This is a genomic window from Herpetosiphonaceae bacterium, from assembly GCA_036374795.1.
Lineage (GTDB): Bacteria > Chloroflexota > Chloroflexia > Chloroflexales > Kallotenuaceae > LB3-1.
The window spans coordinates 62,441-84,933 of record DASUTC010000123.1; the positions used below are offsets into that span (position 1 = coordinate 62,441).

The 22,493-nt window shown below is 62.7% G+C and carries 24 protein-coding genes and 1 tRNA gene; 9 read left to right on the forward strand and 16 right to left on the reverse strand.

Annotation, left to right across the window (positions count from 1 at the left end; genetic code table 11):
* The first annotated feature begins 4 nt into the window (after positions 1-4).
* Together VFZ66_08565 and VFZ66_08570 are read left to right on the forward strand one after the other, a co-directional pair.
* Positions 5-589, forward strand: a complete 585-nt coding sequence (locus VFZ66_08565) for a methyltransferase domain-containing protein (protein ID HEX6289229.1) — start codon at positions 5-7, stop codon at positions 587-589.
* Positions 586-2,199: a hypothetical protein gene (locus VFZ66_08570; protein HEX6289230.1), complete on the forward strand. Its 1,614-nt coding sequence runs from the start codon at positions 586-588 to the stop codon at positions 2,197-2,199. The genes VFZ66_08565 and VFZ66_08570 overlap by 4 nt, the downstream gene beginning before the upstream one ends.
* Before the next feature lie 70 nt (positions 2,200-2,269).
* On the opposite strand, the gene VFZ66_08575 is transcribed toward VFZ66_08570, so the two are convergent.
* A complete protein-coding gene (locus VFZ66_08575; protein HEX6289231.1) occupies positions 2,270-2,812 on the reverse strand; it encodes a hypothetical protein in 543 nt (180 codons plus the stop codon).
* Between the two features lie 227 nt (positions 2,813-3,039).
* On the opposite strand from VFZ66_08575, the gene VFZ66_08580 reads away from it, so the two are divergent.
* From VFZ66_08580 to VFZ66_08600, 5 genes are all read left to right on the forward strand, one after another.
* Positions 3,040-3,762: a rhomboid family intramembrane serine protease gene (locus VFZ66_08580; GenBank protein ID HEX6289232.1), complete on the forward strand. Its 723-nt coding sequence runs from the start codon at positions 3,040-3,042 to the stop codon at positions 3,760-3,762.
* 62 nt (positions 3,763-3,824) lie between these two features.
* Positions 3,825-4,535 (forward strand): zinc metallopeptidase, encoded by a 711-nt coding sequence (locus VFZ66_08585; protein HEX6289233.1) that lies wholly within the window; start codon positions 3,825-3,827, stop codon positions 4,533-4,535.
* A gap of 189 nt (positions 4,536-4,724) precedes the next feature.
* The gene (locus tag VFZ66_08590; protein ID HEX6289234.1) at positions 4,725-4,856 is read left to right on the forward strand and encodes a hypothetical protein; all 132 of its coding nucleotides are present in this window, start codon (positions 4,725-4,727) and stop codon (positions 4,854-4,856) included.
* Between the two features lie 130 nt (positions 4,857-4,986).
* On the forward strand, positions 4,987-6,279 hold the full coding sequence (locus VFZ66_08595) for an AI-2E family transporter (protein ID HEX6289235.1): 1,293 nt from the start codon (positions 4,987-4,989) through the stop codon (positions 6,277-6,279).
* Positions 6,280-6,379: 100 nt separating this feature from the next.
* A complete protein-coding gene (locus VFZ66_08600) occupies positions 6,380-7,684 on the forward strand; it encodes an AI-2E family transporter (protein HEX6289236.1) in 1,305 nt (434 codons plus the stop codon).
* 114 nt (positions 7,685-7,798) lie between these two features.
* On the opposite strand, the gene VFZ66_08605 is transcribed toward VFZ66_08600, so the two are convergent.
* From VFZ66_08605 to VFZ66_08675, 15 genes are all read right to left on the reverse strand, one after another.
* A tRNA-Leu gene (locus tag VFZ66_08605) sits at positions 7,799-7,884 on the reverse strand.
* Positions 7,885-7,918: 34 nt separating this feature from the next.
* Positions 7,919-8,902 (reverse strand): phosphatase PAP2 family protein, encoded by a 984-nt coding sequence (locus VFZ66_08610; protein ID HEX6289237.1) that lies wholly within the window; start codon positions 8,900-8,902, stop codon positions 7,919-7,921.
* Positions 8,903-8,976: 74 nt separating this feature from the next.
* A complete protein-coding gene (locus VFZ66_08615; protein ID HEX6289238.1) occupies positions 8,977-10,167 on the reverse strand; it encodes a hypothetical protein in 1,191 nt (396 codons plus the stop codon).
* Positions 10,168-10,341: 174 nt separating this feature from the next.
* A complete protein-coding gene (locus VFZ66_08620; GenBank protein HEX6289239.1) occupies positions 10,342-12,282 on the reverse strand; it encodes a PPC domain-containing protein in 1,941 nt (646 codons plus the stop codon).
* A gap of 656 nt (positions 12,283-12,938) precedes the next feature.
* Positions 12,939-13,640 (reverse strand): endonuclease III, encoded by a 702-nt coding sequence (gene nth / locus VFZ66_08625; protein HEX6289240.1) that lies wholly within the window; start codon positions 13,638-13,640, stop codon positions 12,939-12,941.
* 93 nt (positions 13,641-13,733) lie between these two features.
* Entirely contained in the window at positions 13,734-14,282 is a 549-nt protein-coding gene (locus VFZ66_08630) for a cob(I)yrinic acid a,c-diamide adenosyltransferase (protein HEX6289241.1), read from the reverse strand.
* Positions 14,283-14,347: 65 nt separating this feature from the next.
* Positions 14,348-14,617 (reverse strand): hypothetical protein, encoded by a 270-nt coding sequence (locus VFZ66_08635; protein HEX6289242.1) that lies wholly within the window; start codon positions 14,615-14,617, stop codon positions 14,348-14,350.
* 18 nt (positions 14,618-14,635) lie between these two features.
* A complete protein-coding gene (locus VFZ66_08640) occupies positions 14,636-15,430 on the reverse strand; it encodes an ABC-2 family transporter protein (protein ID HEX6289243.1) in 795 nt (264 codons plus the stop codon).
* Position 15,431: 1 nt separating this feature from the next.
* Complete coding sequence (locus tag VFZ66_08645; protein ID HEX6289244.1) at positions 15,432-16,298, reverse strand: ABC-2 family transporter protein; 867 nt, start codon at positions 16,296-16,298, stop codon at positions 15,432-15,434.
* Complete coding sequence (locus VFZ66_08650; protein HEX6289245.1) at positions 16,298-17,326, reverse strand: ATP-binding cassette domain-containing protein; 1,029 nt, start codon at positions 17,324-17,326, stop codon at positions 16,298-16,300. Before VFZ66_08650 ends, VFZ66_08645 begins: the two co-directional genes overlap by 1 nt.
* A gap of 229 nt (positions 17,327-17,555) precedes the next feature.
* Positions 17,556-17,897, reverse strand: coding sequence for a DUF309 domain-containing protein (locus tag VFZ66_08655; GenBank protein ID HEX6289246.1), 342 nt, complete (start codon positions 17,895-17,897; stop codon positions 17,556-17,558).
* A gap of 247 nt (positions 17,898-18,144) precedes the next feature.
* Positions 18,145-18,480 carry a rhodanese-like domain-containing protein gene (locus VFZ66_08660; GenBank protein ID HEX6289247.1) on the reverse strand — a complete coding sequence of 112 codons (336 nt, stop codon included), beginning with the start codon at positions 18,478-18,480 and terminating at the stop codon, positions 18,145-18,147.
* Between the two features lie 103 nt (positions 18,481-18,583).
* Complete coding sequence (locus tag VFZ66_08665; GenBank protein HEX6289248.1) at positions 18,584-19,189, reverse strand: NADPH-dependent FMN reductase; 606 nt, start codon at positions 19,187-19,189, stop codon at positions 18,584-18,586.
* A gap of 264 nt (positions 19,190-19,453) precedes the next feature.
* Positions 19,454-19,882 carry an iron-sulfur cluster insertion protein ErpA gene (gene erpA, locus VFZ66_08670; GenBank protein HEX6289249.1) on the reverse strand — a complete coding sequence of 143 codons (429 nt, stop codon included), beginning with the start codon at positions 19,880-19,882 and terminating at the stop codon, positions 19,454-19,456.
* 174 nt (positions 19,883-20,056) lie between these two features.
* Positions 20,057-20,578, reverse strand: a complete 522-nt coding sequence (locus VFZ66_08675) for an adenine phosphoribosyltransferase (protein ID HEX6289250.1) — start codon at positions 20,576-20,578, stop codon at positions 20,057-20,059.
* A 170-nt stretch (positions 20,579-20,748) separates the two neighbouring features.
* Here VFZ66_08675 and trpC point away from each other — a divergent pair, with 170 nt between their 5' ends.
* Together trpC and VFZ66_08685 are read left to right on the forward strand one after the other, a co-directional pair.
* Positions 20,749-21,618, forward strand: coding sequence for an indole-3-glycerol phosphate synthase TrpC (gene trpC / locus VFZ66_08680; GenBank protein ID HEX6289251.1), 870 nt, complete (start codon positions 20,749-20,751; stop codon positions 21,616-21,618).
* Positions 21,615-22,457, forward strand: a complete 843-nt coding sequence (locus tag VFZ66_08685) for a DUF554 domain-containing protein (GenBank protein HEX6289252.1) — start codon at positions 21,615-21,617, stop codon at positions 22,455-22,457. Before trpC ends, VFZ66_08685 begins: the two co-directional genes overlap by 4 nt.
* Positions 22,458-22,493 lie beyond the last annotated feature (36 nt).

Below are 22,493 nucleotides of genomic sequence, written 5' to 3' on the forward strand. Positions count from 1 at the left end.
GACCATGAGGAATTCGCGTTTTCAACTTCCAGCGTGGGCCTTTCTCAAAGGCTTTTTACGCGAACCACGCACGGTCGGCTCGATCGCGCCGTCGTCGCGCTGGCTGGTCGGCGCTATGCTGGACGAGGCAGGCGTTGATACAGCGCAGGTGATCGCGGAGTTTGGGCCGGGCACGGGTGTGTTCACCGACGAGATCATCCGGCGCATGCAGCCCGATGCGCGCCTGCTGGTCTTCGAGGTCCATCGTCCGTTTTTCGCCAGCCTCCGCGAGCGCATCCGCGATCCACGGGTTGAGCTGATCGCCGAATCGGCTGCCGAAGTCGGGCAGCATCTTCAGCGGCTGGGCCTGCAACAGATCGATTGTATCGTTTCGGGCCTGCCCTTCACGTCGCTGCCGCGCCCGGTGACACACGCGATTTTACAGGCGACCGCTGCCGCGCTCCGGCCCGGCGGCGTCTTCGTCACCTACCAGTACACGCCCGTGCTGCGCGGCCTGCTGCGCTCGTACTTCCCGACAGCGCGCATCACCCGCTACGTCCTCCGCAACATTCCACCCGCGCTCGTTTTCGTCTGCCGCAAACCGGCATGACCACGCCGCTACCAGATACGGATCGAGCCGAGCAGGCGGATTGGCAAAATCTCCTGCGCTTCGCGATGATCCTCGTCAGTATGCTGGCACTGTACGCGGCGCTGACTTCGCTATTCGCGCTGCCCACATTCCTCCCCAGGGCGCGCGTCACGATCGGCACCGTGACCAACCGTTCGGCGGCGGGCGCGACCCTGCTGGCGATCACCGGAATCGCACTCTACGCGCTGTATATCAGCGGATTCTTACTCCTCTGGCGCAGCCCGCCGCGCCAGGCGATGCGGCTGATCTGGAGCGGCGCGATCCTGGCATCCGCGCTGCTGATCTGGGCCTATCCCGTTACGTCAACCGATCTCTTCGACTATCAGTTTCGCTCGCGCATGGCCGTGGTCTACGGAGCGAATCCGTATCTCGCGCTGCCAAATCAGTTTAAAAATGATCCGTTTTTTCGCTACTTAGGATGGCCCAACGCGCCATCGGCGTACGGACCGCTCTGGGAAGATCTAAGCTGGCTGCTGGTCTGGCTCGGCGGCAGCTCGCTGCTGCGCAACATCCTGCTCTACAAGCTCCTGGCGGTCGCGGCGCATCTTCTGAGCGGCGCTGTGCTCTGCGCGATCGTGCGCGACTCGCGCTGGAAGGTGCTGGGCGCGTTCATCTGGCTGTGGAGCCCGCTCGCGCTGTGGGAGTTTGCGGCGGTCGGGCACAACGACGGCCTGCTGGTGCTGGCGCTGCTGCTGGCGCTCTGGGCCGTGCAGCATAACCGACATTGGACGGCGGTGCTGGCGCTGACCGGCGGCGCGCTGCTCAAGTTTTTACCGGCGATCTTTCTGCCGCTGGTTGTGCTGCACTGGATGCAGCGCCAGCCGACGTGGCGCAGACGGGGGGTGGTTTTTGGGGCTGCGCTACTCTTGTTTTTCATCCCGCTGGCGCTGCTGTACGCGCCCTACTGGGATCTGCCAGCGACATTTGCCCAGCTCGATCTCGGCGGCAAGCTCGGCGCGATCTGGCAAGGCCGGGTCAAAACGCTGCGCAACTTGATCGTTCGAGAAGGCTTTTTGAACGCCTCGCCGCTGGCGGTGATGAGCTACCTGCTGCGCGAGGCCCGCAGCCTGGCCGCGATCAACGCGATCCTGAGGTGGCTAAGCCTGCCGCAAGCCACCGCCGACGACGTGCGCGCTGCGGTCAGCTCGCTTGGCAGCGCTCTCCTCGGCATCGGCCTGATCTGGCAGTGCTGGCATGTCTGGTATCGACAGCGCGAGATGCAGCCGGCCTTCTTTGGCCTGCTGCTGTGGTACGTGCTCTGCGCCAGCCAGTGGTTCCAGCCCTGGTATATTCTCTGGCCGCTGGCGATCTTCGCGCTCCGGCCCAACCGTGCGGCGTTCGGCTGGCTGACGGCGTGGATGATGATGGCGCAGGCCAGCTATCTGCTGCAATACATCATCCTGCCAAACCTGCGCCTCAGCGGACAATCGCTGCAAGCACAGGTGTACTACCTGTGGTTAATCTACCTGCTGCCGCTGATCGTCTGGCTCGTGAGCTGGCGCGCAGCCCAAAGAAAAAGCCAACGCTCAGCGCAATCGCGCGAGCCGTTGGCAACAGCGGCAGACTCCTGATCTCGCTCCCTGCTCCATCGATCACTACAAACTCGTTCGCTACACGCAAAGCTGCAAGAAGCCGAGAAGCTTACCGGCGATTCTTCTCGTATGCCGCGCGCTCCTCAGGCTGGATCAGCCGGAAGCTGCCGCCCTCGTTGATGTAGATAATCTCTTCGTTCTTGACGCTGATCACCAGATCGAGGTCGGCGTCGGTGTTGACGCTTTGGAGGTTGAGGCGGACCGGCGTGAGATCTTCGTTGGCGCCAAAGAGGTACGGCCCCGTGAGCGTGCGCGTCTGGGTAGCGTCGCCGCCGGGGATTTCAAAGACGACCACGCGACGGTTGAGGTTCATCGCGACGAACTGCGTGGGCACGCCCGCGCTCTCGTTGTGGCCGACGAAGCCGGAGAGTTGCATCGTCCGGGGCCGACCGTAGCGGAAGTCGTCGAGCTTGATACGGCCCCAGGTGATCACGCTGTTGCCAACCAGCACGACCGCGACGATGCAGAGGAGCACGGTCAGGCCGTACGGCGCACGCGACAATGAGTGATAGCTGCGCGTCATCGTGATCGGCTGCGTAACCTGTCGTCGAAACGTACCTGTGGTGTGAAGATCGCGACTCGTAACGGCCATGACCAGGCTCCTTCCTAGGGTTGTGATGTGCGAACAGATGTTTGATCGTGACGCCAGTATAGTATGAACGTTTGTTCTAGTCAAGCCCCGAATCGCCTTAAAACGAACACCAGTGCTAACTCTTAATCTTCCCGTTAACTTCGCGGCTGATATGCTGCTCTGGCCGTCCCGGCATATCGTTTGCTATAGTGATCGACAAAGCGCCACGATTAAGGATAGGTAGAGCGATGTTTCCCATCGGCGATCAGAATCGGCATGGACATATCACGCCCGTCATCAACTACATCTTGATCGCGCTGAATATCGCGGTCTTTTTGTACCAGATCACGCTGCCGGACCCGCAGACGGCGCGCTCATGCGCCGAGGCTGCGGCGGCGACGGTGCAGGGGTTTGTCTGTCAGTATGGCGTGATTCCCGCCGAGGTCATGGGCGGGCAAGATCTCTTCACGCTGCTGACCTCGATGTTCGTCCACGGAGGCTGGGCGCATATCATCGGCAATATGATGTTTCTCTGGGTCTTCGGCGATAACGTAGAGGATGCCTTCGGGCACCTGGGCTACCTGGTCTTCTATCTGGTGACGGGCCTGGCTGCCAGCGCCGCGCATATCTTTCTCAACACAGGATCGGGTATTCCCAGCGTAGGAGCCAGCGGCGCGATCTCAGGCGTGCTCGGCGCGTACATCGTCTTCTTCGGCGGCAATCCCATTCGGGTGCTGATCGGCTACTTTATCACGGTGGTACCCGCCTGGATCATGATTGGCCTGTGGGCTGCCCAGCAGTTCATCGCCACCTACGGCTCGATCGCCGCCACCGATCAGACCGATGGCGGCGTGGCCTACGCGGCGCACGCTGGCGGCTTCGTGGCGGGGCTGGTGCTGGGGATCGCCCTGCGCGGCACGGTGGGACAGCCGGAGCAGCGGCCTGCATCCAGGCGCGGCAGATTTGCGTAAGATTCAATGCACGCATACAATGAGGCCAGCGTAGCCGTTTGCAGACGTGCGGAGGAACAAAAATGTTTTTCTTAGACCCGATGTATTTTGTATTCGCGCTACCCGCGATGTTCTTCGCGATGTGGGCACAGTACAAAGTAAAGTCAACCTTCAGCAAATACTCGGAAGTGCCCAATATGCGCAACATCAGCGGGCTGGAGGTCGCGCAGGTCTTGATGCGCAATGAGGGGCTGGACTATTTGCAGGTCCATCGCGTTCCCGGCGATCTAACGGACTTCTACGATCCGCGCAATAAATCGATCAACCTGTCGCAGGGCTCGACGCAGAAGCCATCGGTAGCCGCTCTGGCGATCGTCGCGCACGAGCTGGGCCATGCCGTGCAGGACCGCGAGGGCTACCTGTGGATGCGCGCCCGATCAAGCATCGTCGGCATCGCCAACATTGGCTCGAACCTGGGCGTGATGCTCTTCTTCATCGGCCTGCTGCTTGGCGCGGCGCGTGGCGGCGAGCTTGGCTTTAGCATCGCCGTGCTGGGCACCTTGCTCTTCGCCGGAGCGGTCGCCTTCACGCTGGTCACGCTGCCGGTCGAGCTGAACGCCTCCAGCCGCGCGCGCCAAATGCTGATGCGCAACGGCCTGATCTCAACGCAGGAGGCCGAGGGCGTGTCGAAGATGCTGAACGCCGCCGCGCTGACGTACGTCGCAGCCGCCGCGCAGGCCGTATCGCAACTGCTGTACTTCGCCATGATCCTGTTCGGCGGTCGGCGCGAGTAATCTACGATCGGACAGCCAGAAAACGGGTCGCCTGCGGGCGGCCTGTTTTTGTGCCCGCGATTTGCCAGCTTGACGGGTTGGGTAGTACGATGGAGCTATCGCCGCGCACGCCAGCATGGAGTATCGCGCAAATCGTTGCATGCTACTTGCTACAAGCGGCTGTGGCAGAATAGCATCAAAGGAGTATGCATGGAACAGGATACCAAGCGGCAGATTGTCTATGGCCTGCTCAGCCTGATTCTCACCGCCATTGCCACGCGGCTTGCCGTATATCTCACCAACAAGATTTTAGGCGAGCCTGAGGGAGAGGCGATCGTCTAAGCGGTGGCTCACCCGCAGGAGCGCCTGCTCCAGCCGGAGCAGGCGTTTGCGTTGTCCTGGCCCGTGAATTGCAATCAGGTCGATCGGAGCAGTGCGCTCTGTAACCGATCATGTTGCCCTGGACACGCCTATGCAAGCCGCATCGCCGACAACCCTTCCAGCCGCGCCGCGTCGCTGGTATGCCCGACGTGTGATCGTCGCAACGCTCATCGTGTTGCTGGTCGCTGTCGGGTTTTACCTGCTCTATCGCTTCTCGAACGTCCTGTTCGTGCTCTTTGTCGCCGCCGTGTTTGCCACCGCGATCCGCCCCAACGTCCTGTGGATGGAGCGCCATCATATTCCGCAGCCGCTTGGTATTCTGCTGATGTACGCGCTGGTGGGCCTGGTGACAGCGGGCGTGCTGCGCCTGCTCACGCCGCTGCTGATCACGCAGGCGACGACGCTCTCCACGGACTTACCGACGTACTACGCCAATTTTCGCGAATGGCTTGGCAGCGCCCCGGTCTTTCTGATACGCAGACTGGCGGCGCAGCTTCCACCTGAGCTAAGCCTGAGCCTGGGACCAGCGCCGCAGGATAGCGACAAAGTCGCCGCCGTCGCTCAGGCGGTGGCGATCGTTCGCGGCGTGGGCTGGAGTATGTTCGGCCTGGTGGCGATTGGCTTGATCAGCTACTTCTGGATCGTCGACCGCGAGCAGATCGTGCGGGCCGCGCTGCTGGTCGTGCCCCTCGACCAGCGAGACACGGCGCATGAGATCTGGGATGTGCTGGAAGAAAAAGTAGGCGCGTTCGTGCGCGGCCAGGCGCTGCTCTGCGTGTCGATCGGCATTCTGTCGGCGATTGCCTTTATCGGCATCGGCGTGCCCAACGCGGTCTTGCTCGCGGTGCTGGCCGGAGTCTTAGAGGCGGTACCCTACATCGGGCCGATCGCGACGGCAGTACTGGCGATCAGCATTACGCTGGCGCAATCGCCGGAAAAGATCTGGTGGGTGATCGGCGCGTGCATCCTGATTCAGCAGGTCGAAAATGCGGTCCTTGTGCCACGGATCATGGATCGCACCGTCGGCGTCAATGCGGTAGTGACGCTGCTGGCGATTGCAGCCTTTGGGACGCTGCTGGGCGTGAGCGGCGCGATCATGGCGATCCCGCTGGCGGTGATCATCCAGGTGTTGGTCGAGCGCCTCCTCTTCGACGCGCCAGCGCCGCCCGCCGCAGAGATCATCGGACGCGATCAGATCGCCCTGCTGCGCTACCAGGCCCAGGATCTCGCCAACGATTTGCGCGAGCGGATACGCGAACATGACGATACCGAGGACGATTACATCCTTGAAGAAGATCTGGAAGCGGTCGTCGGCGAGGTCGATCAACTGCTGCAAACGATCAGACAGCCAGAAGCGCCTGAGGCTACCGGTCAACCGGCATAAGGAAGAACAAAGAACAAACGGAGAACCAAGAGCCGGAAACTTTGAACTCGGAACTCGAAACAAACTTTGAACTCGGAACTCGGAACGCAAAGCGATACCTATGCAAACAGTCGAAAGAATATCCTATAAGCGCATCGCGGGCTACACGGCGCTGGTACTGGCGACAGTAGCGGTCGCCTATCTAACGTATCAGTTGAGCGAAGTCGTGCTGCTGTTCGTGCTGTCAATCATCGTGGCCGCTGCGCTGCGAGCGCCGATGCTGTGGCTTCAGCAGCGGCGTATTCCGCGCAGCATCGCGATTTTGCTGCTCTACCTGCTGATGCTGGCGATCTTGAGCGGCGCGATCGTGATCGTGGGGCAGCCGCTCGTCGAGGAGCTCCGCATCGCGGGAGAGCGCTTCCCGCTGCGCTACGATGCGCTGCTGACAAGCTGGCAGAACAGCGACCAGGAGTGGCAGCAGGCCATCGCCGGGATGCTGCCGCATACCAGCGTGGTGATCAACAGCATCGGCCAGCGCGGCTCGCAGCAGATCGCCTATCAGGTTGTCGGATTATCCTATGGGATCGCCAACGTGGTGATCTCGCTGCTGGCAATCCTGACGCTCGCCTTTTACTGGCTGATCGACGAGGATCGTTTCGTGCGCCTGTGGCTGATGCTGCTGCAAGTTCAGCAGCGAACTGTCGCGCGGCACACCTGGCAGGACATCGAGCGACGAGTTGGCACGTTTGTGCGCTCGGAGGCGCTGCAATTCATCCTCACGCTGCTGCTGCTCTGGATCGGACTCCAGGTGCTCGGAGTGCGTTATTCCGCTACCTGGGCGGTCTTCGGCGCGCTCGTGCAGCTCATCCCGTGGGTCGGGATTCCGCTGACGCTGCTCCCGGCGATCCCGATGTTCTGGACCGATCCGCTGGCGGTGGCCCTGAGCGCGACGGCGCTGATCATCCTCGTCGGCTTCCTCATGGATCGCGTCGTCGAGCCGTGGATGGGCGTGCAGGGCATCGTCCACCCGATCGTATCGGTGGTGGCGCTGATGATCATGGGCGAGGCCGCAGGCGTGGTCGGCATGATCGTGGCGCTACCGCTGGCGGCCACGGTACAAAGTATCCTGAGCCAGCTCGTCCAGGTCAACACCGCACCACGCACCGCAGCCGCGACACAGGCCATGCAATCGACGCAGATCCAGGATCTCCGGGCGCGGCTGGCGCGCCTGCACATGGAAGTGCCGGAGAATCACGAGGAGCAGCGCGCCCTTGAGGGCATGTTCCAGCGGCTCAACACGCTGCTCGATAAGACCGAGCAGGCGATGCAGGCGCGTGCCAGCGCATCGGAGACGCGCCGCATGGCCGACAAGACCGATCTGCGCAGCCGCATTCCGGCCATCTTCGCGCGCCACCGCCCGCGCTAGGCAGCGCCGACAGGCCGGGGTGTAGGGGCGTCCTCACAGAATCCTTTTGCTTTGATGATGCGCGAGGGCAGCGCAAAAAAATACGCCGCACTGCTCAACAGCAATGCGGCATATTGGTGCCGAAGGCGGGAGTCGAACCCGCACGCCCTTGCGGGCAAGGGATTTTAAGTCCCCCGCGTCTGCCATTCCGCCACTTCGGCGCGGTGCTAACTATACCATAGCCCGTGCTGCAATTCAATGCGTTGGTGCGCGCTCGTCGGCGCTTCGGACCGTCGCGGGCGGTGACGGCACGCCCCAGATCCGGCCAAAGATCAGCGGCGCGACCAGCGTCACCCACAGCCCGATCAGCAGCGTCAGCAGCAGCTCGGCAAGATGCATATTCGGCAGCAGCGCTCCCAGGCCGAATTGCAGCGCACCAAGACCAAGCGCGCCGATTGCCAGCTTGAGGATCTGGACCGACCATGCCGCCCGCACGACAAACTTGGCGTAGCGGATGTGCGCCAGATAGCCGCTGCTGCTGCCGACCAGCAGGCCAAGCGCGCGCGTCCGGTTGAAGGTTGGATCGTCGTCGAGCGCCAGCAGCAGCGGCACCAGCGCCAGCAGCAGCGTCAGCAGCACAAGGTTCAGCGCACGGGGGTGGAGCCGCCACAGCGAAAACAGGTAGAACGCGCCGCCCAGGAGCGCGCCGCCGATCAGCCAGCCGCCCAGCACATCGGTCGGCCAGTGCTGCCCCAGGTACATCCGCGACAGGCCGATCAAGACGATCAGCGCCACGGCGAGCGCGGAAAACCAGCGGCGGCGCACCGTCAGCAGTAGATAGCCCCAGGCCACCAGGCTGGTCTGCGCGTGACCGCTGGGAAACGAAAAACTTTCCTCTTCGCGGCACAGTCGTGCCAGCACGGCCTGCGGATCAAAGAGCGGATCGCGCCGACAGGTCCAGACCTGCTCCGGATAGGCCGCGAACGGACGAGTGGTATAGAACAGGTATTGATTCGAGATAAAGAGCGGGCCGAGGTCTTTGAGCATGCTGTTCAGGTAGGCCGAGATCAGCACAACGACGATGAAACGATAGCCGATCGTCGTGCTCACCCACCAGAAAAGCAGCGGCAGTACAAACACGTAGAACTGCGTCGCGCCGATCGTGGTAATAATCTCGAAGAAGGCCGTGAGCGGCGGCGTTCGCAGGTTTTGCAGCGCGCGGATCAGCTCAATCTGCATGGTGGTGTTCTCCGAAGATCGCCCGTTCGCCTGGACGACCACTGAATCCGCTCAACCGGCACATCAAACCGCGATCAGCGCTCCTTGCGTGCCTCAGCCGCGTCTAGCCCGCGAACCATACCGACGACCAGCCGCACGCAGCGCTCGATCGTGTCCGCGTCGAGGTTGGCGAAGACGCTGGCATCGCTATGGCTGGTGATCGAGATCGCGGGCAAGCCCTGGCGGTGGAATGCCTGCGCCAGGGTTTGCTGCCGCAGCGGGCGCGGCTCGGCATCGATCGTCATGTCGAGCGCATCGGCGTCCGCGGCCAGCGCCAGCAGCATCCGGTCGGAGCGCCGTTCGCGCAGCAAGCCCTCACGGGTGACAAAGACCGGCTGCCCGGCGCTGATGTTGTGAAGATTGATGATGCAGGTGTCGGCGGGGGAGAACGGGTAGTGCTCGATTAAGGCGGCGATGCTCTCATGGCCCACCGAGCCACCGCCCAGGGCCACTGTCCAGACCTCGATCGCTTGCAGCGGCTCAAGCTCCTCGGCTACCATCAGCAGCGTCGTCAGCTCGCCCGCGCCGTGGATCGCCGGGAGCAGCGCAGGCACTACCAGACGGCGGAGCAGCCACAGGCCGATAGCGGCTACCAGACCCGCACAGGCCGCAGCCAGGAGCCGCCAGCCGTAGGTCGTGACAAAGAAGAGCGCTCCAACGCCGATGCTCTCTACGACGAGCGCCGCCAGCAGGAGCAGCAGCCCTTGCCGACTGAGCGTAGGCGTGGGCGATCCATCGAGCGGCGCCAGCACGATCATGCGCCAGCGCGCATGTCTGGCACCCGCGGCCCGTACCGCTACCACGCTCTGGCTAATCGTGCCCTTCAGCATGCGGCGCAGCGGCGCTGGCCCTTCGATCTCGGCCAGCAGCAGAACGATCGTGAGCAGCACCAGCAGGCCAGCCGCCGCGAGCCAGAGCGTCTCAGGACGCAGCGCGGCGAGAGCGCCGCCAGCAGCGCCGATCGTCGTCAGCGCCAGTAGCGGCAGCCGCTCTCCGGCGCTGGCCCGAAACGACTGGACGGCTGCGGCATACTCGGCACGTCGCAGCCGCCCGGCAACGTAGCCCGCCGCCTGCGCCTCGCCCAGACCGCCAACGCGCCGCGAGTCGATCTCGTCGCTGAGATAGCTCAGCGTCTCGATAATTCGATCGCGGAGCGAGCGGCGAACCACGCTCGACAGCGACGGTGGCGCTGGTGGCGTCGGCGGTTTCGGCGGTGGCAGAAACATTGTGTCGATCAGTCAAATATGGCAACCGCCTGCGGACGCCATGCCCGCTGATGGTTGCCGAGATCTTTAAAGCCGAGCGCGGCAAGGATCATGCCGCGCGTTGTAGCCTGAGTATATCATCAAGACACGTAACAGGTTGTGTGGGGGCCGCGCGGCCCCCGGCCTGACGACGCGCTAGGGCTGCTTGCCGTAGCGCCAGGTGTAGTAGTGCCGCCCGACGTTGCCCATCTCCACCTTCCAGCCTTCGGGATTGGTCGGCGTGTAGGTCAGCACGCGCCGCTGGAACGCCTGCACCAGCACATCGCGCTCCACACCACCGACCTTGACCTTCGTCCAGTATGGCTCGCTGACGGGATAGCCCATCGCAAAGACCCAATCGACCAGCACGTCGTGCTGCTGACCGTTGCCCACGGGGCCGCGCGCGTTGAGGAAGTCCCAGAAGACCTGCGGAATGTTGTGGCCCGTCTCGGAGACGTAGTGCGCCAGCCGCGCCGCATCCTTCGACACGCTGCTTTCGGGGAGCGCTGCCGTGCTGCCATCGCGGCGGAGCGTCGCCACCGCGACCTGGCCGGTGCGGTCGGCAACCCGCGCGGTATGACGGGCAAAGCTGGCGTAGGTCGGCGCTTTCGCGTCGTCGGCGTCGCCCGCTACCGCAATCTCGGCGGGAGCGCGCTTGATGAACTCGGCATCCCCGATCTGCAACTGCCCTTCGATCAACTCCTTGACCAGCAGGCCGTTCGTGACAAACCAGGGATTGCTGCGCTCACGATTCCAGTCGGTAATCTCCATGCGCGCCTTGTCGAAGTACTGCACCTGACGCGCGCCGCCATTCGACTGGGTATAGACTTCGGCGCGAGCTACGAGGCCTGACGGCCCCCACATCCACGAGCGATCGACCTGCCGCGCGGCCACCACCTGATCAGTGCGCGTCCACACGTTCCTGAGCGATGGATCGACAAAGTCCTTGGCGGGACCGTTGACGAAGCTGGGCGCTCCCTTGACGCCGCCCAGGCTGGTGCTATATGCCGTAGCGCTCGTCGTCGGCGTCGCCGTGGCGGGCGTGCCCGTCGTCGTCGGCGTCGCCGTGGCGGGCGTGCCCGTCGTCGTTGGCGTCGTGCTGGTCGGCGTTGTCGCGGTGGGGCTGACAGCCGGCGGCGTGGTTGGCTGTACGGCCACGCCCGCAGGATCGAAGTAGAAATCGTAGGCGATGAACTGGCTGCCGATGTCGCCGACGTTCTTGATCTGCGCGAAGTAGAAGCCGTCGACGGGCGGCTGGAACGCGATGCTTGGATCGAGCGTGCCGCCGGTGTCGTCACTGAAGTCAAGGATCGTCGCGCCGTCGCGATCGACCAGGATCAGCACCGGGTCGGCACCTGGGCGCGATTTGCTATCCACGCGCAGCGTATAGCGCTGGCCGGTCTTGGCGAAGAAGCGCACCCAGTCGGCATCGCCAGCGGGGCAGAACTTGTGGTTCGGCTGCACCTCGCGCACAACGACCAATCGCGCCTGCTCCGGCACGCCGTCGGGCTCGAACAGGTCGGTGCATAGCTCGGCGACAAGCGTCGGCGTCGGGCCGTAGCTCTCGCTCTGAAGCTCGACCGTGTATTTGAGATCCCTGCCGCCACGGCCAGCGTCGTCGCGCACCTTGATGTAGTAGGTGCCGTTGGCAGGCGCGCGCCAGGATTGAATGCGCGGCTTGATGTCGCTGGGATCGTTGTTGCGGGGGAAGTCGTTGTTGAAGGCCAGCAAGTTCCCGGCAGAGTCGTACAGGCTCAGCGTCAGATCGATGCCGTTGTCCATCGCCGAAATATCGATCGTATAGACCTTGCCCGCGATGCCGCCGAAGTGCAGGAAGTCTTCGTCGCCGGTGGGACAGATCACGTGGTTCTGCGGCACATCGGGCAGGATCTCGCGCGCCTGGGAGATCAGGTTGTCGGGCTCGAACCGATCGAGGCAGACCGGGCCGGGCGTCGGCGTCGGGCCAGTCGTGCCGGTAGGCGTCGGTGTGCTTGTTGCACGCGGCGTTGCTGTTGGCGTATTGCCGTTGACCGTGACCGTCGTCGTGACGATTTGAGACGCTGAAATACTTGAATCGGTGGTACACGAAACCCGCACCGTCGCATTATCTACATCGCCGGGCTGCTCGGTTGAAGGGATAAGGAACTCGATCTGGAACTGTGTAGAAGATCCAGGGCCAACAGAAACCGAGCCAGGAGCCGCAAACTGATAGCCTGACCCCGTGACCGATATGGTATATGTCTGTGAAGCACACGTATTGGTTGTTGCTGCCGAAACGGTAAAGGTGTAGGTAACACGTGTTCCGGCGTCTCCGTACTTATTGTTAGCATCTACGCTAAGCGTAACTGGAGCCCCCTGCTGGTAAGGCCGCGCCAAAACCGGCATGCCAGCTTTAGGGACTACCATTAATGCTCCCAATCCAAGCATGAAGCAGATCGATACAAGAACTCGTGTCATTGGGTGGGTGAGGCGCATACGGGCCGTCTCCTCTTCGAAATCGACGACTTGGACAGTGCGAAGCATGTTGCACCGGCCCGCGCTCGGCTGCAACAACTATGTATCATAGCGTGTCAAGGGTAGAAAAGCAACGGGCTGAAAGTCCCTAAATCGGCGACATACTACCACAAAAAACCGTGCACGGAGCGAGGATAGCGCGCCGATTCGGCCTCAAAATGTCAAGTTCCCACTGAGGCGGGTTTCCCTGACCGTGCGGCGATCGAAGGATTTCGACCAGGCGATGCGCAGATCGAGTTCTAGCGCCTGGGCCGCTTCGCGTGGTAGTAGTCGCAGATGTCGGTGAGCGGGCAGGCGCTACAGCGGGGCGTGCCCCACACACAAATCTTCTGGCCGTGGCGCAGCGTGTCGATGTGGAAGTTGTACAAAATCTGCGGATCGGCGGGGAACAACGGCAGCAGCAGCGCATGCGCCGCCGTGGCGTCGACCTTCGGGCCGATCAGCCCGACGCGCTGCGAGACGCGATGCACATGCGTATCGACCGGCAGCACCGGACGCGCGAAGCAGAACAGCAGCACCAGCGATGCCGTCTTCGGCCCGACACCCGGCAGCGCCGTCAGCCACGCCAGCGCCTCATCCAGCGGCATCTCGCGCAAAAAGTCGAGGTTGGCCGCGCCGCGCTCGTCGATGATGCGGCGCAGCACCTCCTTGATGCGGGGCGCTTTCTGCTCGGCATAGTTCGACGGCGCAATCGCCTCGGCCAGCTCGTCGACGGGCGCATCGCGGATCGCCTCCCAGGAGCCCCAGCGCTCGATCATGCGCCTGTACGCCAGATCTTCGTTGTAGCCCGTGGTGCGATGCGATAGGATCGTGGAGATCAATTCGTGCATCGGCTCGCGGCGGGGAATATTCGGCTGGTGGCCGTAGGCCGCGAGCAGCAGCTCGTACATCGTCCGGGCTTTGGCCTTGAGGTCGGTCGTTCCGTTCGCTGCCTGCTCCATCTGCATCTCCCATGATCCCAAAGATACGCGGATCGCCGGAGTGTACCCGCGTATCGTGCCACTCCTGACGCTGCGCTGGCCGTCGGCCTGCCGCTACCCCTGGATCGTCTTGCTGATCGTCGGCGTCGCGCCCTGCGCCGTGTCCTCGTAGCGCGCCAGGCCAAACAGCAGCGACGACAGCCGGTTTAGATAGGTCATCATCGTGCGGTTCGCGCCGTCGCCATCGTGGCACAGATGCGTGATCGTGCGCTCGGCGCGCCGCACGACCGTGCGAGCAACATCCAGCGCCGCTCCCGCTACGCTATCACCAGGTGCGACAAACTCCCTGGGGATCGACACGCGCGTATCGAAGCCCGCGATAATCTCCTCTAGCTGCTGCACCGCCTCGTCGGCGAGGCGCTGCTGCCCGGCCATCTTACCCTCGACCGTCGCAAGATCCGCCATCAGCAGATACAGATCTTTCTGCACGTGCAGCAGCGCCGCCCTGGTATCGTCCCGCTGAGCCAGCGCCCGCCCCAGCCCGATCGCCGATGTCGCCTCGTCGATGTCGCCCAGCGCGGTGATGCGCATACTTTCTTTGGCTAAGCGCTGCCCGCCGAGCAGATCGGTAAATCCGTCATCGCCACGTCGTGTAAAAAACATGTGTCAGTTCCTCTCAGACAGGCCACCTCTGCGCGGCTGCCGAGCAACGGACACAGAGGCGGCGATTATTTGCCCGTCTGCATTGTATTACTAATTGCGATAACCTGTTTATGCATCTCGTCGACCTGCCGATCGATCCGCGTGATGACATCCGCGAGCGTCTCGCTTTTGACCAGGCCGCCCTTGACCGTATGCACCTCGTCAAGCTGCTGCTGCGCCTTATCGAGCCGATCGCGCAGATCCTTGAAGCCGTCCATCAGCTCTTTGCTCAGCGCATGGTACTGGCCTTCCAGCCGCGCCAGGCGATCCTCAAGCGTCTGTGGTTCGCGTTCCATGGTTGTCCTTCCTCCACGCTACTCGCGCATCAGCACCAGATTCCCCGACTCATACCGTCGCAGGCCCGCGCGGAAGACCGCTCCGGCCAGCGCAACCGCGCCGACCGCAAACGCGAGCAAGCCTCCGAACAGCGGCCAGGAGAACTCTCGCAAGAGTTGTACCGGGACATACGCGATAAAGCCCGCCGGGATCACCGTGAAGAGCGCCCACTTGACGGCGCTGTTGAAGATTACTGTCGGATAGGTCGAGAAGCTGATCATCGCGTTGGTCAACTGCTGCGCGAGGCCCTCGGCGTTCCCCAGCCAGAAGGCGAGACTCTGCGTGATCACGCCGAACGAAACCAGGATTAGCGCCGTGGTGAGCATAAAGACCAGAAAGAGCAGCCATTGCACCGCAGAGGGCCGCACGATCAGCCCAAACGCAATCAGCCCAAACGCAATATCGCCGGGAGCGGTCAGGCTCATGCGGCTGATCAGCGCGTGCGACAGCACCGGCTTGGGCAGCGCCAGGTAAAAATCCAGCTCGCCGCGCATGATCATGCCTGCCAGCCGAAAGACGTTGCCGCACAGTGTCGTGCCCAGGCCAAAGCCCGCCGCGACGACCGCCCACAGCATCACGATGTCATCGCGGCCCCACCCGGCGACGAGCTGAAATTTACCGAAGTAGGCGATCCAGAAGACCAGCCACATGATGTCGTTGAGCAGCATCGCGAAGACCTGGCTGGCGAACGAAAGCCGATATTCGAGCGCGCCCTGGAAATTGGCAGCGACGTAGCCCCACACAAAGCGCCCAAATGCCGCTATGCGCCGCATCTTAGCCTCCTTGCGCGCTGACGCGCCGTAAGCCCAGCCGGTAGATCACCAGCAGCGGCAGCAGCCCGACGATGCCGATCAGCGCTTGCACGCCCAGCACATGCAGCCAGCCGCTCACATCGGCCTGCACGAAGAGCCGCGCCGGTTGGTAGACGAGATACTGGAACGGCAGCGCCTGCGCGATGTTGCCCAGCCAGGCCGGGTACGCCTCCAGCGGGATCAGCATGCCGCCCAGGAGCATCTGCGCGCGGCGGTACAGCAGGTGCAGGCCCATGGTGTCTTCGATCCAGAACGATAGCAGCGCGATGGCGAACATCCAGATCCAGTCGACCACGAAGCCGAAGATCGCCGTCGAGAAGGCCGCCACCAGCGACAGCGGCGCGATCGAGATCGGGCCGACGACGACCAGCGACACCAGGCAGCCGACCGCGAGATTCATGCCGAAGCGCAGCAGGCGCTCGCCGAGCATCGCGCCCAGGTGGTAGAGCGGATACGGCAGCGGACGCGCCAGGCGGTAGGCGATGTCGCCCGATCGGACCTCGCGATCGACCTCGGTATCGCCCATGCTGTTGACCGACATCATCAGCGCCTCGGTGAAGGCCAGATACCAGATCAGCTGCGGGATCGCAAAGCCGGTCAGCGCGCCGACATCCTGCGAGGCGTTGGTTGCGTTCCAGAGCTGGGTGAAGATAAACAGGATCAGCACCATGAAGATCGAGCGGACCAGCAGCTCGCCCAGATAGGCCAGCCGGGTCGCAACGGTGATCCGCAGCACCGCCCAGGTCTTGCCGAGCAGCGCGCCCAATCCGCCCGGCCTGCGCAGATTCCAGGCTGCTGGCACCGCATCCATGCGTAGATTCTCGTCCATCACGTCACCTCGACGGGAGCGCTTTTGGCTGCGGCGCGCTCGCGGGCCTGATCCTGGTACATCGCCGCGATGATCTCTTCCATCGGCGGATCTTCGATCGTGATGTCGGCGATCGACAGCGTGCCCATAAGGATCGCTACAACCTGCTCGATCGGCTGCTGCTCGGTATCGACCTCCAGCTTGACGCCAAAGCCGCGCGCCTTGACCACCGCCACGCCCGGCAACTCCGGCAGCGAGATGAGCTCTTCCTTCAGCCGCAGATCGATCACCTTGCGCCGCAGGTAGCGCCGCCGCAGCGTGCTGACCCGGTCGTCGAACATAACGGTGCCGTGGTTGATCACGATCACGCGCTTGCACAGATGCTCGATGTCGCCCGCGTCGTGCGAGGTCAGCAGCACCGAGACGCCTTCGTCCTGGTTCAGCTCGCGGATCAAGGCTCGAATCTGCTGCTTGGCGATCACATCCAGCCCGATCGTCGGCTCGTCGAGCAGGAGCACGCGCGGACGATGCAGCAGCGACGCGGCGATCTCGCAGCGCATGCGCTGGCCCAGGCTCAGCTTGCGCACCGCGCTGCCCAGCAGCGGCTCCAGCTCGAAGCGCCGGATCAGATCAGCCCGTCGCGCGCGGTATTCTGCCTCCGGAATTTCGTAGATTCGCGCCAGCAGATCGAAGGTTTCACCAGCGGGCAGGTGATACCAGAGCTGCGAGCGCTGCCCAAAGACCGTCGCGATGTTCATCGCGACCTGCGTGCGCTGCTGCCACGGCACCATACCCAGCACCGTCGCCCGGCCTGTCGTCGGATGCATGATGCCGGTCAGCATCTTGATCGTGGTGCTCTTGCCGGCGCCGTTCGGCCCGATCAGCGCGAGCGAATCGCCCTCGCTCATCTGAAGATGCAGATCATGCACGGCCTCGATCGTCTCGTACCGGGGCCGCACATACGACCGCAGCAGCCCCATGACACCACCCGCCCGCACACGCCGCTTGAACGTTTTTCCCAGGTGCGCAACCTCGACAATTGGCGGCATAGGAGCCTCCTCTCGTGCGCCGTCAGGCCGGGGCGGGTGCCAGACCCAAAGGGTACCCTGGCCCGGGGAGCCACCCCGAAACATCCCGCGTTCCTGCATGGCAGCACATGACGGACAACATGGTCGCTTGATCGTGTATCGAATCGAGTGGCAGGCAGTGTAAAACAGACTATTGTATTCGGCAATAGTCAAAGGTTGTAGCTCAATGGGGAGCAAAATACGGGTAGATTCAGGGCTGAATGAGCAACAGAGGCGCTGTCAGGCCGATGCCCTCGGCCTGCTCGAAGCGGTCCATCGCGGCGATCACCTGCCCGACATCCAGGCCCATCACCACCGACGGCAGTTGGACCAGCTTGGCGCGGGCCTTGGCCCAGTTCAGGTGCAGCCCCTTGGGATTGCCCTTCTGCCAGTGGACCAGCGCCGCCGCTGTCTGGATGATGCCCTGGTAGAAGAGCCGAAGCTGCGGATCGGTCGTCGCTTTCCAGGCCGCCTCCCACTCCTCGTGGGCGTGCCAGAAACGACCGCTGTTGAACAGCTCGATACCAGCGAGATACTCGGATGGATAGCTCATAAGAACCACGCGAAAGAACAAGAGAACAAGAGGCCGTTAGGTCGGAGGTATGGGGGTGGTCCCTCATCATCTTTCTTCCCCCTGGCCCGCCGAAGAACCAGGAACTCAGAACCAAACAAAAGAACAAGAGAAGACAAAGAGCAAACAGCAAACCAGGAGCTAAGAACGGAGGCTGAACAAGGGAACCACCGCTTAGCTCCTTTATTCCCCTGTTTCTTTGTTTCCTTGTTCACGTACTCCCCCTAACCTAATACCTCGGCACGCTGGGATCGACCTGCTGGGACCAGGCATCGATGCCGCCAGACACGTTGGTCACGCTGGAATGGCCGCGCTGCATCAGCGCCATCGCCACCTGCGCGCTGCGGGAACCGTGGTGGCACAGGATCACCAGAGCGCGATCTTTCGGCAGCGAGTCGATCCAGCCCGCCGCCTGGCTGAGCGGATAGACCTCGGCCTGCGCAACCGACGCGATGCGCACCTCTTCCGGCTCGCGCACGTCGATCAACATCAGATCCTCGCCAGCGTCCAGGCGCTGCTTGATCTCACGGGGCGTCGCTTCTTTGAACGGCAGACGACGATTCATCGACAGCTCCTTCGCTCAAACACGAGAAAGATTCGGGCATGCTCCCGAATCTTCTATCCAGATCGGAGGGCACAAGTGTGCCTCATGATAGCACAGGTTCGACCTACAGCGACGCCGTATCGATCGGCGTGGGCTGAAACTTGCTGGCCGTCTCGGCCACTAAGCGCCCCAACTGATCCAGCCGCCCGGCCCACTTGGGATCGACCACGTTGCCCTGGGCATCGAAGACCTCGCCAGGACGCGGGATCGGCACGAAGAGCGGCGCTACCGTGCCGCGCAGCGCGTGAACCGCATGCACCAGCGGGTTGATCGCGTTCACTGCCGCCAGCTCGCCGGCTGCGGTGGCGATCAGGCCGACCACTTTTTCATGAATGTACGGACGCTCATCTTTCGATAAAAACTCAAAAAAATCAAGCGCATTTTTAGTCGCGCCCGCCAGCGTGCCGTGATAGCCTACCGTGCTGAGGATCAGCGCGTCGGCACTGCGCACGGCTTCGAGCATACGCGCAACCGATGGCACGTAGGATTCCAGCGGCCTGCCGGGCACGAACATCGGCAGGTCCAGCTCGTAGAGCGCCAGCAGCTCTGTCGTCGCGCCCGCCGCCGCAGCGGCTTGCAGCGCACGCTCCAGCGCCCACCGGCTGGTTGAACGCTCCTGCAACGTGCCGCCGATCCCAACAATGTGTATTCGTCTATCTGCCGCAGCCATCATCAAAACCTTTCATCGCAATGCTGTGCTAAGGCCGCTCCAAGCACATCAGCCGCCGCCACTGCCCGGCTCCGATCGTCGAAGCGCTACAGCTAGTATGCTATGCCAGGTGCCGCTTCGGCGAACCTGGCTATTGGTCCCGGCAGCGACTACCCTTTCGATCATGCTGGGGATAGCTGTTTTCCACCAAAACAAAACGGTCATCTCCGTTTCGTTCAGATGACCGTTTTATTCCGTTTAGTTGTAGCGCACGCTCGACGACGCCTAGTGGCCGCAGCCACACCCGCCGCTGCCGCAGCCACCGCCAGCCGAGGCATCCTCGTAGCCTTCCTCGTCGCGCGGGCGGAACGACGAGCCACAGCCGCAGGACGCGACAGCGTTGGGATTATCGATCTTAAACCCGCCGCCCATCAGCGAATCCTGATAATCGATGTTCGCGCCCTGAATATAGCGCGCGCTCATCGGGTCGACGCGAACTTTCAGGCCGCTGACCTCAAACTCGGCATCGCCGGGATGCGTCTCATCGTCGAACGTCATGCCATATTGAAGGCCAGAGCAGCCACCGCCAGCGACGAAGACGCGCAGCGCATGATTTTCGAGCTGCTTTTCTTTCATCAGGCCCTGCAGTTTTTCTGCGGCTGTCGGCGTGAGTGTTACCAGAGTATTGGTGTCAACGAGCGGAATCGTTGCCATGTACGATACCTCCTCATAACAGGAGCGTGGGAATACCGCGCTCTCTACATAATACCGTGTCGATCCGGCCAGTGCAAGTACCAGACCACTAGAAACTCGCTGTGCTTGAGCGCTATGTCAATCTTCGCCCGCTCCGCCGGGTATCGTCGTGTCCGTGGTAGGCCAGCCCAGCCGCTAATACTGGACCAGCGAGTGGATTGGATAGTCGCCAAGCTGCCTGCGACCTTCCAGAAAGAGCAGCTCGATCACAAAGGCCAGCCCGACGATCTCGCCGCCCAGATGACGCACCAGCTCCACTGCCGCCGCGACGGTGCCGCCCGTTGCCAGGAGGTCATCGACGATCAGCACGCGCGCGCCCGGCTCGAATGCGTCGGCGTGCATCTGCAAAACGTTGGTGCCGTACTCAAGCGAGTAGGCCACTTCGACCGTCTGGGCGGGGAGCTTGCCCGGCTTGCGGATCGGCACCAGCCCCGCGCCGAGCTTGTAGGCGACCGGCGCGGAGAAGATAAAGCCGCGCGACTCAACGCCCGCCACAATATCGACGCGCTCATTCTGGAACCGCTCGACGATCTGCTCGATCACGGTCTGAAAAGCAGCGCCCTCGCGCAGCAGCGTCGTAATATCCTTGAACTGCACGCCGGGAATGGGAAAATCCGGCACGTTGCGGATCAGCTCTTCCAGCTTGACATTTGCCATAGATGATGCTCCTGTTGTCAACGTGCCGAGTCTAGGGCCAAGCTACGGCCCTGTCAATATGATACATTATGGTCTATACGCTGAGCGGATCGGCGCGCGACCCGCTATAATGCGACCGACATTCTCCGAGTCGCGTAGCCAGGATTAGCTTGACTGTATCAGGATAACGCATGAGCGAAGCAACGTATCTTGACCGGATTCTTGCCCATAAGCGCGAAGAGGTCGCCCGACAACATCTGAAGGTGCCGCTGGCCGAGATCCAGGAGCGTGCTCAGGCGGCGCTCCCACCACGATCGTTTGGCGCAGTTCTGCGCCGCCACCGGCTGAGCTTGATCGCCGAGGTCAAGCAGAAAAGCCCATCGAAAGGCGTGCTCGCCCCGAACTTCGACCCGATCAAGCTGGCGCAGACGTACATCGCGAGCGGCGCGGATGCGCTGTCGGTGCTCACCGATGTCCGCTTCTTCGGCGGCAGCCTCCAGTATCTCAAGACGATCCGGGCCATGCAGCCCGACCCCCCGGAAGATGGGCGGCCTGGGTCGGATGCCGAAGCCGGGGCGGTGTACGTCCCACTATTACGAAAAGATTTCATTTTGGAGCCGTATCAGGTATACGAGGCGCGAGCCTACGGAGCCGACGCGCTCCTGCTGATCGTGGCGGCGCTGGACGACGGGCGGCTGCGCGCGCTGCTGGATCTCACCGAGGCGCTGGGGATGGAGGCGCTGGTCGAAGTGCATGACGAGCACGAGCTGGAGCGAGCGCTGGCGCTGGGCGCGTCGATCGTCGGCGTGAACAATCGCAACCTGCACACCTTCGAGGTCAGCCTCACCACCACCGAGCGACTCCTGGCCGCGCTACCGTCCACCAGCCGCCCGATCCTGGTCAGCGAAAGCGGAATCCGGGGCAGCGAAGATTGCGCGCGTTTGCGGGCCTGGGGTGCGGATGCTATACTTGTAGGCGAAGCGATTGTGACGGCACCGAATATTGCCGCTAAAATTCGCGAACTGACCGGAGAAGCGCCGGAGGAGCCTACTACAGCGTGATCCTGCCTGTCGGAACGTTGATCAATGTTGCTACAGTCGCTCTTGGAACGCTGCTTGGTGTCCTCATCGGCAATCGGCTGCCGGAGCGCTTTCGCGAGACGGCTATGGCAGTGACCGGAATCGTGACGCTGGTGCTGGGCCTGCACATGACGGCGAGCACGCACAACATCTTGCTGACGCTCGGCGGCGTGCTGATCGGCGGAATGCTCGGCGAATGGTGGCAGATCGATGCCGCGCTTGACCACGTTGGCCGCCGCGTCGAGGCGCTTGTGGCACGTCGCACGCGACCAACGCAGCAGCTCGACACGTTCGCGCAGGACAACGGCGATCCGCGCGATCCGGAGTCACGGCTTAAGCGCCAGACAAGCGTGGCAACGGCCTTTGTCACTGCCAGCCTGATCTTCTGTGTTGGGCCGATCACGATCCTGGGATCGATCCAGGATGGGCTGCGGGGCGATTACCAGCTTATCGCGATCAAATCGCTGCTCGACATGATCGCATCGCTGACATTAGCCTCGGCGCTTGGCTGGGGCGTCGGCTTATCAACGCTCACCATTTTTGTCGTTCAGGGCGGCATCACGCTCCTGGCACGGGTCTTGGGAGAGAGCGCGACAGGGCTGGTGAGCGAGCGAACGATTCTTGCTGGAGGAACAACGCTACCGCTGGGGAGCGTCATGTTGGACGAAATGACGGCAGCAGGCGGAATTCTGATGCTGGGAATCGGGTTATTGCTCCTGGAGCTCAAGCGCATCCGGGTTGCCAACCTCATCCCAGCAATCGCAACTGCGCCCGCGCTTGTGCTGCTGTTGTACGCGATCGGCGCGCCTGTCGCGCCCTAAGTTTTGCACATGTGGCAGATTGTACGATACAGGATT

Coding starts and splice junctions, on each gene's coding strand:
- VFZ66_08615 (HEX6289238.1), bottom strand. CDS start 10,167: ATGTTTCTGCCACCGCCGAAACCGCCGACGCCACCAGCGCCACCGTCG.
- VFZ66_08575 (HEX6289231.1), bottom strand. CDS start 2,812: ATGGCCGTTACGAGTCGCGATCTTCACACCACAGGTACGTTTCGACGA.
- VFZ66_08645 (HEX6289244.1), bottom strand. CDS start 16,298: ATGGACGAGAATCTACGCATGGATGCGGTGCCAGCAGCCTGGAATCTG.
- VFZ66_08580 (HEX6289232.1), top strand. CDS start 3,040: ATGTTTCCCATCGGCGATCAGAATCGGCATGGACATATCACGCCCGTC.
- VFZ66_08570 (HEX6289230.1), top strand. CDS start 586: ATGACCACGCCGCTACCAGATACGGATCGAGCCGAGCAGGCGGATTGG.
- VFZ66_08635 (HEX6289242.1), bottom strand. CDS start 14,617: ATGGAACGCGAACCACAGACGCTTGAGGATCGCCTGGCGCGGCTGGAA.
- VFZ66_08640 (HEX6289243.1), bottom strand. CDS start 15,430: ATGCGGCGCATAGCGGCATTTGGGCGCTTTGTGTGGGGCTACGTCGCT.
- erpA (HEX6289249.1), bottom strand. CDS start 19,882: ATGGCAACGATTCCGCTCGTTGACACCAATACTCTGGTAACACTCACG.
- VFZ66_08650 (HEX6289245.1), bottom strand. CDS start 17,326: ATGCCGCCAATTGTCGAGGTTGCGCACCTGGGAAAAACGTTCAAGCGG.
- VFZ66_08655 (HEX6289246.1), bottom strand. CDS start 17,897: ATGAGCTATCCATCCGAGTATCTCGCTGGTATCGAGCTGTTCAACAGC.
- VFZ66_08630 (HEX6289241.1), bottom strand. CDS start 14,282: ATGTTTTTTACACGACGTGGCGATGACGGATTTACCGATCTGCTCGGC.
- VFZ66_08595 (HEX6289235.1), top strand. CDS start 4,987: ATGCAAGCCGCATCGCCGACAACCCTTCCAGCCGCGCCGCGTCGCTGG.
- VFZ66_08660 (HEX6289247.1), bottom strand. CDS start 18,480: ATGAATCGTCGTCTGCCGTTCAAAGAAGCGACGCCCCGTGAGATCAAG.
- VFZ66_08565 (HEX6289229.1), top strand. CDS start 5: ATGAGGAATTCGCGTTTTCAACTTCCAGCGTGGGCCTTTCTCAAAGGC.
- VFZ66_08600 (HEX6289236.1), top strand. CDS start 6,380: ATGCAAACAGTCGAAAGAATATCCTATAAGCGCATCGCGGGCTACACG.
- VFZ66_08610 (HEX6289237.1), bottom strand. CDS start 8,902: ATGCAGATTGAGCTGATCCGCGCGCTGCAAAACCTGCGAACGCCGCCG.
- trpC (HEX6289251.1), top strand. CDS start 20,749: ATGAGCGAAGCAACGTATCTTGACCGGATTCTTGCCCATAAGCGCGAA.
- VFZ66_08675 (HEX6289250.1), bottom strand. CDS start 20,578: ATGGCAAATGTCAAGCTGGAAGAGCTGATCCGCAACGTGCCGGATTTT.
- VFZ66_08585 (HEX6289233.1), top strand. CDS start 3,825: ATGTTTTTCTTAGACCCGATGTATTTTGTATTCGCGCTACCCGCGATG.
- VFZ66_08665 (HEX6289248.1), bottom strand. CDS start 19,189: ATGGCTGCGGCAGATAGACGAATACACATTGTTGGGATCGGCGGCACG.
- VFZ66_08590 (HEX6289234.1), top strand. CDS start 4,725: ATGGAACAGGATACCAAGCGGCAGATTGTCTATGGCCTGCTCAGCCTG.
- nth (HEX6289240.1), bottom strand. CDS start 13,640: ATGGAGCAGGCAGCGAACGGAACGACCGACCTCAAGGCCAAAGCCCGG.